At 60.5% G+C, this 12,793-nt stretch carries 12 protein-coding genes; 11 read left to right on the top strand and 1 reads right to left on the bottom strand.

Features of this window, described 5'->3' with window-relative positions; translation table 11 throughout:
* Window positions 1–126 precede the first annotated feature (126 nt).
* From C4J90_RS19515 to C4J90_RS19475, 9 genes are all read left to right on the top strand, one after another.
* Window positions 127–1,566, top strand: a complete 1,440-nt coding sequence (locus C4J90_RS19515; RefSeq protein ID WP_124363981.1) for a PLP-dependent aminotransferase family protein — start codon at window positions 127–129, stop codon at window positions 1,564–1,566.
* A gap of 94 nt (window positions 1,567–1,660) precedes the next feature.
* A complete protein-coding gene (locus C4J90_RS19510; protein ID WP_124420609.1) occupies window positions 1,661–2,137 on the top strand; it encodes a translation initiation factor 2 in 477 nt (158 codons plus the stop codon).
* A gap of 160 nt (window positions 2,138–2,297) precedes the next feature.
* Entirely contained in the window at window positions 2,298–2,552 is a 255-nt protein-coding gene (locus C4J90_RS19505; RefSeq protein WP_124410570.1) for a YkgJ family cysteine cluster protein, read from the top strand.
* Between the two features lie 41 nt (window positions 2,553–2,593).
* Complete coding sequence (locus C4J90_RS19500) at window positions 2,594–3,199, top strand: START domain-containing protein (RefSeq protein ID WP_124415370.1); 606 nt, start codon at window positions 2,594–2,596, stop codon at window positions 3,197–3,199.
* 79 nt (window positions 3,200–3,278) lie between these two features.
* Window positions 3,279–3,539, top strand: coding sequence for a hypothetical protein (locus tag C4J90_RS19495; protein ID WP_124363977.1), 261 nt, complete (start codon window positions 3,279–3,281; stop codon window positions 3,537–3,539).
* A 213-nt stretch (window positions 3,540–3,752) separates the two neighbouring features.
* Window positions 3,753–4,094 carry a ribonuclease E inhibitor RraB gene (locus C4J90_RS19490; protein ID WP_057721151.1) on the top strand — a complete coding sequence of 114 codons (342 nt, stop codon included), beginning with the start codon at window positions 3,753–3,755 and terminating at the stop codon, window positions 4,092–4,094.
* Between the two features lie 444 nt (window positions 4,095–4,538).
* Entirely contained in the window at window positions 4,539–5,948 is a 1,410-nt protein-coding gene (locus C4J90_RS19485; protein ID WP_124404991.1) for a circularly permuted type 2 ATP-grasp protein, read from the top strand.
* A gap of 3 nt (window positions 5,949–5,951) precedes the next feature.
* The gene (locus tag C4J90_RS19480; RefSeq protein ID WP_124363975.1) at window positions 5,952–6,902 is read left to right on the top strand and encodes an alpha-E domain-containing protein; all 951 of its coding nucleotides are present in this window, start codon (window positions 5,952–5,954) and stop codon (window positions 6,900–6,902) included.
* On the top strand, window positions 6,899–7,702 hold the full coding sequence (locus C4J90_RS19475) for a transglutaminase family protein (RefSeq protein ID WP_124420608.1): 804 nt from the start codon (window positions 6,899–6,901) through the stop codon (window positions 7,700–7,702). The genes C4J90_RS19480 and C4J90_RS19475 overlap by 4 nt, the downstream gene beginning before the upstream one ends.
* Window positions 7,703–7,915: 213 nt before the next feature.
* On the opposite strand, the gene C4J90_RS19470 is transcribed toward C4J90_RS19475, so the two are convergent.
* Window positions 7,916–8,722 carry a cytochrome c gene (locus C4J90_RS19470; protein ID WP_124420607.1) on the bottom strand — a complete coding sequence of 269 codons (807 nt, stop codon included), beginning with the start codon at window positions 8,720–8,722 and terminating at the stop codon, window positions 7,916–7,918.
* 646 nt (window positions 8,723–9,368) lie between these two features.
* On the opposite strand from C4J90_RS19470, the gene C4J90_RS19465 reads away from it, so the two are divergent.
* A complete protein-coding gene (locus C4J90_RS19465) occupies window positions 9,369–10,574 on the top strand; it encodes an acetyl-CoA C-acetyltransferase (RefSeq protein WP_124420606.1) in 1,206 nt (401 codons plus the stop codon).
* A gap of 17 nt (window positions 10,575–10,591) precedes the next feature.
* Window positions 10,592–12,739 carry a 3-hydroxyacyl-CoA dehydrogenase NAD-binding domain-containing protein gene (locus C4J90_RS19460; RefSeq protein WP_124420605.1) on the top strand — a complete coding sequence of 716 codons (2,148 nt, stop codon included), beginning with the start codon at window positions 10,592–10,594 and terminating at the stop codon, window positions 12,737–12,739.
* Window positions 12,740–12,793 lie beyond the last annotated feature (54 nt).

Below are 12,793 nucleotides of genomic sequence, written 5' to 3'. Positions count from 1 at the left end.
CCCTACAGTTTTTTCTGTCACTCCTTCCCGCGCTCGACTATTGTGGCAACTGTCCCCGTACACTTCTAAACTGTGCCGGTATGTTTCACACAAAAATAAAATACCCGTGAAATCGAGTGCTGCGTCATGACCAATCTGTTGCTCTACCAACGTATCGCCCAGCAACTGGCTGAGGATATTCGGCGTGGTGTTTATCAGCCGGGGGAGCGTGTGCCTTCGGTGCGCAAGATGAGCTCCCAGCTCAACGTGAGCCATGCCACGGTGCTGCAGGCCTACGCCAACCTGGAAGACCAGGGGCTGATCCGGGCGCGGCCGCAGTCGGGCTATTACGTGCACCAGACGCCAGCACTCACGGCGCCAACGCCGGACATCGCGCGGGTTGAACGCCCAGGGTTGGTCACCCGCAGCAGCATCATCCAGCAAGTGCTGGTCGAGTCGCGCCGTGAAGGCGTATTCCCGTTGGGCGCGGCGGTGCCGAGCGTGGATTACCTGCCGGTACGGGCGTTGCACCAGCAGTTGGCCAAGGTCACGCGCTTCCAGAGCCCGCGTGCATTCAGTTACATGTTCAGCCCCGGTTTCGAACCGCTGCGCCGCCAGGTGGCGATTCGCATGCGCGATGCCGGCGTGGTGGTGGACCCGTCCGAAGTGGTGATTACCCACGGCTGCGTCGACGCGTTGCAAATGTCGCTGCGCGTGCTGACGCGTCCCGGTGACCTGATTGCCGCTGAGTCACCGACCTACTACGGCTTGCTGCAACTGGCCGACCTGCTCGGCCTCAAGGTCATCGAGATTCCCAGCGACCCGGCCACCGGCATGAGCCTGGAGGCCCTGCAACTGGCCGCCAACCAGTGGTCGATCAAGGCGCTGGTATTGACCACGCGCCTGAGCAACCCCTTGGGCGGCACGATGCCCGAAGAGCGGCAGAAACAGTTGCTGCGCCTGGCTTCGGATTTCGATATTCAAATTGTCGAGGATGATATCTACGGCGAGCTGATGTTCGAACTGGGCCGCACCAAGGCTTTGAAAGCCTATGACCGTCTTGACCGGGTCATCTATTGCTCGAGTTTTTCCAAGACTTTATCCCCCGGCGTGCGCATCGGTTGGATGATTGCCGGTAAGTACCAGCAGGAAATCCAGCGTTTGCAGATGTTCAGCACCCACTCCGCGTGCAGCGTCACACAGATGGGCGTTGCGGCGTACCTGGAAAACGGTGGTTACGACCGGCACCTGCGTTACATTCGCCAGGAATACCGCAAAAACCTCAGCGCTTTCCAGCTGGCGGTGCAGCAATATTTCCCCGAAGGTACCCAGATGACCCGTCCGACCGGCGGCTTCATTTTGTGGGTCAGTTTGCCCGGACGGGTCAATACCCAGGAACTGCATGTGCGTGCCCTGCAACAGGGCATCAGTATCGCTCCGGGGCTGATCTTCAGTAATACGGAACAGTTCAACCACTGTATCCGTCTCAATTGCGGCACCCCGTGGAACCGCGAGGCAGAGCGTGCGCTGATGACCCTGGGGATGCTTGCCAGCCAATTATGCCAGGAGACGGCGGCGGGCCTTTGAGGGGCATAAAAGGGGACAACATTGATCTCTGTGCTTGTCATGCCACGCACAACAAGCGAGCATATGGCCTTCTGCCGTTAATGCTGTTGGCGATATGACCTCTATTTTTCGCGCTGTCTGGATGGTTGGCTGGTTAAGTCTCTGCAACGTTGGCACTGCGCTGGCGGCCGCGTCTGTGACGGACACCAAGCCTGCTGCAAGCGCCGAACAGAAGACCGCTGCGAAAAAACCGGCAGCGCAGGCGAAGAAAAAAACCGCCAAGGTAAAGAAGCGCGCACCGATTGCGAGCAAGTCCAAGTCCGCCCACGAAGTCGCCCAGACCAAGCTGCCACCGGCACAGTTGGACCTGTCCCTGCCCTCGGACATGGTCAGGCTGCTGCAGCCCGTCGGCACCATGCCCAAACCCAAGAGCGTGCCGTTATTGCCGCCTTTATTTAGCGAGAAACCGTCCGACAACAGCGCGTTCCAGATCAACGGCCGCTTGCTCAGCAACGAGATGAAGCTGCAGTTGCGCAACGAAGAACGACGTGACGTGGAAGGTGCCGCGTTGGATTTTGAATTCAAGCAATAACCCCCCGAGCATCAGTGACCCGCGCCACTGACCACCGGTCGTAGACTGGTCGGTCACTTCTGTTTTGTACGAAAAACCCCTGTTGGACCATTTTAAAACGGCTGTTTAAGGGCGTACTCTAGCCCGGCCATCCCATTGAGTCGTCGAGGACCTGTTGGTCATGAAATGCCGTGAAGGCTGTGGCGCTTGCTGCATCGCCCCCTCCATCAGTTCGCCCCTACCGGGAATGCCCCATGGCAAACCTGCGGGCGAACGCTGCCTGCACTTGTCGGTCGAACAGCTATGCCAACTGTTCGGCCAACCGGAGCGGCCAGCGGTGTGCAGTGATTTCAAGGCAGATATCGAGGTCTGCGGCAACGACCAGGCCGACGCGATCCGTCTGATCGGTTGGTGGGAGCAGATGACGGCGGCTTGATGGGCTTTACTATCGGAACTTCAACAACAAGGAATACAACGATGGGTTCGCTGAAACGAATGGCTGTGGTGTGCGGTTTTACGATGATGTTCGCGGGCGCTGCCCAGGCTGAGGATTGGCAAGACGCCAAGAATGAGGACGGCATCAAGGTGTCCCTGAGCGAAGTCGCCGGCTCCAAGTACAAGGCGTATCGCGGTGTGGCTCTGATCAAGGCGCCCGTGGCGAAGATCCAGGCCCTGCAGGAAGATGTCGCTGGCGCTTGCGCGTGGATCCATGAGTGCAAATCCCAGAAACTGGTCGACAAGAAAGACGATGAGGCCTGGACCTACACCCAGTTCAAGGCACCGTTCCCTGTGACGGATCGCGACTCGTATATCCATGTCACCACCACCAAGGCCGCTGACGGTAGCGTTACACGCACGTTGCAAGGGGTGCCGACGTACAAGCCTGAAGAAAAAGGCTATGTCCGGGTCGCCCAGGTGGAAGGTTTCTGGAAGCTGGTGCCCAAAGGCGCCAACGAGACCGAAGTGACCTACCAGGTGCACACCGAGCCAGGCGGCAGCGTGCCGTCGTGGTTGGCCAACAAGTTCGTGGTGGACGCACCGTTCAACACGCTCAAAGCGCTGAAGGAACACGCCGAGAAGTAAACGCGCCTGATCCGGTGCCTCCTGCCTTGAGTGGAACGTTTGGTGAAGCCTCAAGGTCCAGATAGATGTGAACCCACACATGGGTTTTATCGAGGAGGCACCGATGCCGAAGTGGAACATTTCTTTCATCAATGACCGTGGCGAGCCGGTAGTCGAGCAGTTTGACTGCGATCATGAGCCGACGCTGGAAGAAGCTGCACAGCTGGTGCGCGTGCGTGTGTCGCCGGTATTGGAAAAGTTGGACCTCAACGATCTTGCCGATCGTGTCCCTGATCCCACGGTCAAGAGCTTGCACGATCAAAACGGTATCAAAGACCTCAAGGTCGAACCCTGCGCCTGAATATTCCCTGTAAGCGATTCATGCACCTCTGGTAGAGGTGATAGCTTCGCGTTACTCTGCAATCGAGATCAGCGAATGAATCGCTAAGGTCTGGTCTTGTCAGCTACATGCTTGTTTTCCTGCGGTGTCGTTATTGCCGTGGTGCCCGCGCCAGCAGCGCGCGGGTTTCAGGAAGCACGGAAAGTCTATCCATCAGTCTGAGGAGGACGTTTCATGAGCACAGCCTATCAAGAAGACATCAGCACCAACGTTCTGCGCCGCATGAAAGAAGGCGGCTTTGACTTTTCACGTTTTCACCCCATCGAGTTCTACGCGATTTTCCCGGATGAAGAACGGGCGCGCAGGGCTGCGGGTCGATTTCGCGGAGAATCCCTGAACGCCCAGGTCAGCGCCCGCGACGACGGTGCCTGGTACCTGGAACTGAGCAAAATCATGTCTGCAACGTACGACGGCATAGGAGACTTCGAGCAGGACTTTGAGGCAGTGGTGGAGCCGTTGGGCGGAATTATCGAAGGCTGGGGCGTCAAGCAGGAGGTACGTGGGTTACCGATGTAGCGTTTATGAGCAACACAGCGTATCGGCTGACCTTTTGGGTCGGCCGATTTTGTTTGGGCTCGGTAAAAATGTTCGGAATTTGCACTTTCCTGCACGCAAAAAAAAGCCACCCGAAAGGGTGGCTGAAGGGGAAGATCGAGGAGCCGATCACACGAGCCGGCACGTTACTGGTTGTGCAAAGGGTTTAGCTGTAGGACATGTCCTGTTCAGCTGATGGACGCGATTATCCGCACAAGCGCGCGGGCAATGAAATCAACGCTGACTATGCTGTTGATAGGCCAACGCCGCATTACGATGAGGCGTGTAGCGGGGCTGTGGTCATTCCACGCACCAGGACGGTGCGAGGGGAATTCGGAGTTTATCCAATCCTTTGATTTTAAAGTGTTTATGCCGCTGGCACGGGCCTTGCGAAGGGTCTGTCGTCCGGGTGACAAGGAGTACGGCATGATCCGCACTTATTACGATGAAATGTACGATGGGGCAGGGCAGGTTCGTCCCCATTATCGCGAGTTCGCCCGTTGGCTGGCCGACACCCCTGCCGAACTGCTGGCCCAGCGTCGACGCGAGGCCGACTTGCTGTTCCACCGTGCCGGGATCACCTTCACGCTGTATGGCGACGAGCAAGGGACGGAGCGCTTGATCCCCTTCGACACCATCCCCCGCAGCATCCCGGCGAGCGAATGGCAAATGGTCGAGCGCGGCTGTATCCAGCGGGTCAAGGCGTTGAACATGTTCCTCGCCGACCTTTACCACGAACAACGCATCATCAAGGCCGGGATCATCCCCGCCGAACAGGTACTGGCCAACGAGCAATACCAGTTGGCAATGCAGGGCCTGGACCTGCACCGTGACCTGTATTCCCACGTTTCCGGGGTAGACCTCGTACGCGATGGCGACGGCACTTACTACGTGCTGGAGGACAACTTGCGTACGCCGAGCGGCGTCAGCTACATGCTTGAAGACCGCAAGATGATGATGCGCTTGTTCCCCGAGCTGTTCGCGGCCCAGCGTATCGCGCCGATTGACCATTACCCCAACCTGTTGCTCGACACCCTGAAGAGTTCCAGCCCCCTGGATAACCCCAGCGTGGTAGTGCTGACCCCTGGGCGTTTCAACAGTGCGTTCTTTGAACATGCCTTCCTCGCCCGGGAAATGGGCGTGGAGTTGGTGGAAGGCGCCGACTTGTTCGTGCGTGATGACCGCGTGTTCATGCGCACCACCGACGGGCCCAAAGCGGTGGACGTGATTTATCGCCGTCTCGACGACGCGTTTCTCGACCCGCTGGCTTTCAATCCGGCGTCGATGCTCGGCGTACCGGGCCTGCTTGCCGCCTACCGCTCGGGCAACGTGGTGCTGGCCAATGCCATCGGCACCGGGGTGGCGGATGACAAGTCTGTGTACCCATTCGTTACCGAGATGATCCGGTTTTACCTGGATGAAGAACCGATCCTGCAGAACGTTCCGACGTTTCAATGCCGTAAGCCCGATGAATTGTCCCACGTATTGGCCAACCTGCCCGAGTTGGTGGTCAAGGAAACCCAAGGCTCCGGCGGCTACGGCATGCTGGTGGGCCCGGCGTCCACGGCGGCGGAAATCGAAGCCTTCCGCGCACGCATCAAGGCCAAGCCCCACGCCTACATCGCCCAGCCAACCCTGTGTTTGTCCACCTGCCCGACGTTCGTCGAAAACGGCATCGCCCCACGGCATATCGACCTGCGCCCGTTCGTGCTGTCGGGCAAGGAAACCCGCGTGGTGCCCGGTGGCCTGACCCGGGTGGCGCTGCGCGAAGGTTCGCTGGTGGTCAACTCGTCCCAGGGCGGCGGCACCAAAGACACCTGGGTGGTCGAGGATTGACACATGTTGAGTAGAACTGCCTCGGATTTGTATTGGATGTCGCGCTACCTGGAGCGCGCGGAAAACCTCGCGCGCATGCTCGATGTCAGTTATTCGCTGTCGCTGATGCCTCAGGACGGGCGCGGCGACGGCCTGCACGAATTGGCCATGCCGCTGTTGATCACCGGCACCCTGGAGGACTACCACGAGCGCCACGGTGAACTGCATGCCGAACGCCTGCTGCACTTTTTCGCCCTGGACGCTGCCAACCCGGCCAGCATCTACAGCTGTCTTGGCGCCGCACGGGCCAGCGCCCATGCAGTACGTGGGCGAATTACCGCCGACATGTGGGAAAACATCAACGCTACCTGGCTGGATATTCGCGATATCGCCCAACAAGGCTTGAGCCGCTACGGCATGAGCCGGTTTTGCGAATGGGTCAAGGAGCGCTCGCACCTGTTCCGCGGCGCCACCTACGGCACCATTATGCGTAACGATGCGTTTCGCTTTATCCGCCTGGGCACCTTCATCGAGCGCGCCGACAACACCCTGCGCCTGCTGGACGCGCGTTACGAAATGGCCGGCGACCAGGCTGCAACGGTCAGCGATGGCACGGCCCACGCCTACTATCAATGGAGTGCGTTGCTGCGGGCATTGTCGTCGTTCGAGGCCTACACCGAGATCTATCGGGATGCGCCGGGCGCCCGGCAAGTCGCCGAACTGTTGCTGCTGCGCGCTGATGTTCCGCGCTCGCTACGGGCCTGCAGCGAAGAGATCGACCAGATCCTCGCCAGCCTGCCGGGCCTCAACGGTCGCCCGGCCCAGCGCCTGGCTGCCGAGATGGACGCGCGCCTGCGCTTTACCGCCATCGATGAAATCCTCGAGGAAGGCCTGCACGCCTGGCTGACCGACTTTATCCCCTTGGTCCGCCAGTTGGGCGACGCCATCTACAGCTCCTACCTGGAGGCGGCATGAGACTCTCCATCAGCCACGAAACCACCTACCACTACGAAGACCAGGTGCGGGCCAGCATCCAATATCTGCGCCTGACGCCCCACGACAGCGAGCGTCAGCGTGTATTGAGCTGGCAGCTCGATCTGCCGCGCCCCGTACGCGCGCAAGTGGACCCATTCGGCAACATCCTGCATGTGCTGACCCTGGACGAACCTCACGACGCCATCATCATCGGCGCCCGTGGCCAGGTGGATATCGATGAATTGAGTGAGGCTGAACACGAGAGCCAGTCGGCCTTTCCGTTCCTGCGCGGCACGCGCCTGACCGAGCCCGACGAAGCCCTGCGCGGTTTTGCCCAGCAACACTGCCACCAGCGTCGCGACCGCACGGCGCTGATCGACCTGATGCATGCGCTGAACCAATCGATGGTCTACACGCCGGGCGCCACGGACGTCGACACCTGCGCTGCCGAGGCCTTCGCCGGCCGCGCGGGCGTGTGCCAGGACCATACCCATGCGTTCCTGGCCTGTGCGCGCAGCCTGGGGATTCCGGCGCGATACGTATCAGGGTATCTGTACACCGAAGACAGCACGCACCTGGCGAGCCATGCCTGGGCCGAAGCCTGGCTGGATAACGCCTGGTACAGTTTTGACGTGACCAACCAATTGGCCCGGCCGGAGCGGCACCTGAAACTCGCCGTGGGCCTGGACTACCTGGACGCCTGCCCGGTGCGTGGCATGCGCCGTGGGGGAGGGCATGAGCAGATGCATGCCAAGGTGTTTGTCGCGCCGACCCCGGTGGTTTCCGTGCAGCAGCAATAATCTTAAATACAACCCGCGCCCAGTGTGGGAGGGGGCTGTGTTGTTTCAGGAGTTTTGCAATGCGGCATGGCCGTGCGCCGGGCTGACTGACTGTACTCAATGCAAAATGTGGGAGGGGGCTTGCTCCCGATGGCGGTGTGTCAGTTACCGATAAGCTGACTGACACACTGCTATCGGGAGCAAGCCCCCTCCCACTTTTGATCTGCGCGAGCCTCAGGGCTGCTGCTTGCGCCCCGCCATATGCTTCAAATACCCCACAAGCAAATCCAGCTCATTGTCCGGCAACACACTGGCCGAGAACGCCGGCATCTTCGCCTGCGGCCAACGTCGCAGGCTCTGCGGGTCACGAATGTAACGCTTGAGAAAATCACCGCTGAAATACTCGGTGGGGTTGTAGGGGACATTTAAGTCCGGCCCCATCTGCGCATCGCCCGACCCATTGAGGCGATGGCAAGCCAGACAGTTCTTCTGGAACACCGCGAAGCCTTGGTTGATCGGATCGTTGGCCGCCAGTTGCGGGTCGGGCAGCAGCGTCGGAAAACGCTCAGCGACCGTCTCCAGTTGCTTGATACCGGAGAGCTGGAACGGCCACTGTTCCGGGCTGATATGCCCGGCCTGCGGATCGGTCCACACCAGGTAGAACGGCCCCGCGCTTGGTTTGCCATCTCCCAGCGCAGGCCATGGATGGGCCGGGTCTTCGACTGCCAGCCAGGCGCGAGCGCCGGTGTTTTCCAACAGTGGCGCGACGGCGAGTTCGGCGGCAAAACCGTCGAGGGCCACCGCTTGCACATGGCTCGCAGGTTTCAGGCCCGGTAGGAGACTCGCCAAGGGCACGGCCCGGTAGGTCATGGTGCGCTTGTAGGAAACGTCATCGACGATCTGCACCGTCCGCGCATCCGGGTGCTTGAGTAGCTCCGCCGTCTGCCAAGTCTTGCTGGCGTGGTCCAGTTCAATGGTCAGTTGCGCCGCCGAAGCGGGCAGGGCCAGCAACAGCGCGAACAAGGCGAGGATCGATTTCAAGGGGCAGGCCGTTTCGAGGTGACGGGAGAACTACGATAGCGCAAATCTGCGCGCAAAAAGACAGCCCCTGCAACAGGACGGCTATACGCAATGCCCCGGCAGGTGCTGCCAAACGCTGTAATCCCGATACTGTGTGCGCACGGAATAATTAGGTCGAGTCGTCACCCGATAACCTTGGTTAAATTGGGCAAGATCAGAATCAGTGTGGTGGCGAACAGAATAAGTCCCGCCTGACGTACTTTCGAATGTTTGAACATGGCTGACTGCCTTTTGTTGTTATTCCTGAACGTCAAATGCGTACCGGTTGATCCAGTATCGCGACCTGGCGTGAAACTTTTCTTACAACCGCTCCAGCAAAACCCGGCAGCAGCTTCTTACAGATTCAACCTTAGAGCCGTCGTTCTTCGGCGCATAGATCCATTTCATATCAGCTAAGCACTTTATCCGCTTAAAACGGCATGAGGCGTAGTGCCATCTTGGCGCCAACCCCGAGGCTAGACAGCTAAAACGATTAACCCGGGGTTTTCCGTAGCTGCCTACCGTTCGTCCGAGCGAGGGGGTCAAAAGCACTGAGCGCATCCGTCATTGAAACCGTGTCAATCGGGCTTAAGGTAGGGGCCTACACCCACTGTGGTTCGAGGCCATCATGACCCAAGCTTTGATCTTTGATGCGATACGCACGCCCCGAGGCAAAGGCAAGGCCGACGGCGCCCTGTACAGCGTCAAGCCGGTCAACCTGGTCGCCGGTTTGCTCAGGGCGCTGGCGCAACGCAGCGACCTCGACACCCGCCAGGTGGATGACATTGTGCTTGGGTGCGTCACTCCGGTGGGCGACCAGGGCGCCGATATCGCCAAGACCGCCGCGCTGGTAGCGGACTGGGATATCAGCGTTGCCGGCGTGCAGGTCAACCGCTTCTGCGCCTCGGGCCTGGAGGCCGTCAACCTCGGGGCGATGAAAGTGCGTTCCGGCTTTGAAGACCTGGTGGTGGTCGGCGGCGTCGAGTCCATGTCCCGCGTGCCAATGGGCAGCGACGGGGGCGCCTGGGTTCTCGACCCGCAAACCAACCTGCACAGCCACTTCACGCCTCAGGGCATTGGGGCCGACCTGATCGCTACCCTGGAAGGCTTCACCCGCCAGGACGTGGACACCTTTGCCCTACAGTCCCAGCAGAAAGCCGCCAGGGCACGAGCAGACGGATCCTTCAACAAGTCGCTGATCGCGGTGCAGGACCAGAACGGCATTGTGTTGCTGGACCATGACGAATTTATTCGTGGCGACTCCACCCTCGAAGGCCTCGGCAAGCTCAAGCCGAGTTTCGAAATGATCGGCCAGATGGGCTTCGACGCCACCGCGTTGCGGGTCTACAGCCAAGTGGAACGCATCCAGCATGTGCACACACCCGGCAACAGCTCCGGGATTGTCGACGGCGCTGCCTTGATGTTGATTGGCTCCGAGGCCAAAGGGCGCGAGCTCGGCTTGCAGCCGCGCGCGCGGATTGTCGCCACGGCGGTGACCAGCACCGATCCCACCATCATGCTCACCGGTCCTGCTCCGGCCACGCGCAAGGCGTTGGCCAAGGCCGGCCTGCGCGTCGAGGACATCGACCTGTTCGAGGTCAATGAGGCGTTCGCTTCGGTCGTGCTCAAATTCATCAAGGACATGGGCATCGACGCCGCCCGGGTCAATGTCAATGGCGGCTCCATCGCTCTGGGCCACCCGCTGGGCGCCACCGGCTGCGCGATCCTCGGCACCTTGCTCGATGAGCTGGAAGTGCGTCAGCAGCGCTACGGCCTGGCCACCCTGTGTGTCGGCGGTGGCATGGGCATCGCCACCATCATCGAACGCCTCTGAGCCTTAGGGAAACTGTCATGACCGACGCCATTCGTTACGAAAAAGGCCAGGACCAGATCGTGGTGCTGACCCTCGACATGCCCGGCCAAAGCGCCAACACCATGAACGCCACGTACCGTGCTGCCATGGCGGCCACCATTGCACGCCTGGAGGCGGAAAAGGCCGACCTGGCCGGGGTGATCATTACCTCGGCCAAGAAGACGTTTTTTGCCGGTGGTGACCTCAATGAGCTGATCCAGGTCGACACCGCCCACGCCAAGCACTTCTATGACGACGTCGGCGTGCTCAAGGCGCAACTGCGCAGCCTGGAAACTCTTGGCAAACCGGTGGTGGCCGCGATCAACGGTGCGGCCCTTGGCGGTGGCTGGGAGATTTGCCTGGCCTGCCATCACCGGATCGCGCTGGACGACAACTCTGTGCAGCTCGGCTTGCCTGAAGTCACCCTGGGCCTGTTGCCGGGCGGCGGCGGGGTGGTGCGCATGGTGCGCCTGCTGGGCCTGGAAAAAGCCCTGCCGTATCTGCTGGAAGGCAAGAAAGTGCGGCCGGCGCAGGCATTGCAGGCGGGTCTGATCGATGAAATGGCGGCAGACCGCGATGAGCTGCTGGCCAAATCCCGCGCCTGGATTCTCGCCCATCCCGAGGCCCGGCAGCCGTGGGACAACAAGGGCTATCAGATTCCTGGCGGCACGCCGTCGAACCCGAAAGTCGCGCAGATGCTCGCCATCGCACCGTCGATTCTGCGCAGCAAGACCCAGGGCTGTTTCCCGGCGCCGGAGAAAATCCTTTGCGCTGCCGTGGAAGGCGCTCAAGTGGATTTCGACACTGCGCACTTGATCGAAACCCGCTATTTCACCGAGCTGGTGACCGGGCAGGTGGCGAAAAACATGATCGGCACGTTCTGGTTTCAGCTCAATGAAATCAACGCCGGCCGTTCGCGACCACAGGGCTTTGCGCCTTTTGTGACGCGCAAGCTCGGTGTACTCGGCGCCGGCATGATGGGGGCGGGCATTGCGTATGCCAGCGCCTGTGCAGGGATCGACGTGGTGCTCAAGGACGTCACCCTCGCGGCGGCCGAAAAGGGCAAGGCCCATTCGGCCGCGTTGCTCGACAAGAACGTCAGCCGTGAGCAATTGACCGCCGAGCAGCGCGAAGCCACCTTGGCGCGGATTTGCCCTACACAGGATGACGCCGACTTGGCCGGCTGTGACCTGGTGATCGAAGCGGTGTTCGAAGACCGCGAACTCAAGGCCAGGGTAGCGTCCGCCGCGCAACGCGTGGTCGGGGCCGACGCGGTGATCGCTTCCAATACCTCGACCTTGCCCATCAGCGGTTTGGCGACTGCGGTGCCGGACCCAGGCAAATTCATCGGCCTGCATTTCTTCAGCCCGGTGGACAAGATGCGCCTGGTGGAGATCATCAAGGGCGCTCACACCAGCGACGAAACCCTGGCGCGGGGTTTTGATTTCGTACTGCAAATCAAGAAAACCCCGATTGTGGTCAACGACAGCCGTGGCTTCTTCACCTCGCGGGTGTTCGCCACATTCACCAACGAAGGCATCGCCATGCTCGGCGAAGGTGTGGCCGCGCCGATGATCGAGACCGAAGCGCGCAAGGCCGGTATGCCGGTCGGGCCACTGGCGGTATCGGATGAAGTATCCCTGAGCCTCATGAGCCATATCCGCCAACAAACCGCCAAGGACCTGCAAGCCCAAGGCGAGGTGCCGAAGGCCCACCCGGCGACGGCGGTGATCGACCTGCTGGTCAACGAATACAAGCGCACGGGCAAGGCCGCCGGTGGCGGTTTTTATGACTATCCAGCAGGCGCCCGGAAGCACCTGTGGCCAGAACTCAAGGCGCGGTTCGAACAGCCCGGTAAACAGATTTCGCCCCAGGACGTGCGCGACCGCTTGCTGTTTATCCAAGCCATCGAAACCGTGCGTTGCGTGGAGGAGGGCGTGTTGATGTCCACGGCCGACGCCAATATCGGTTCGATCTTCGGCATTGGCTTTGCCGCCTGGAGTGGCGGCGCGTTGCAGTTCATCAACCAGTACGGCCTGAACGACTTCATTGCCCGGGCGCGCTATCTGGCCGACGCGTATGGCGAACGGTTTGCGCCGCCGGCGCTGCTCCTGGAGAAGGCCGCACAGGGTGAAACGTTCCGCTGATGAGGCGGTGGAGGGCTTGCTTTGAACAGGTGTTTCAAGGCACGCTCTGGGTGT

This window comes from Pseudomonas sp. R2-60-08W (assembly GCF_003852335.1).
GTDB lineage: Bacteria > Pseudomonadota > Gammaproteobacteria > Pseudomonadales > Pseudomonadaceae > Aquipseudomonas.
This window is presented reverse-complemented; position numbering and strand designations above follow the sequence as displayed.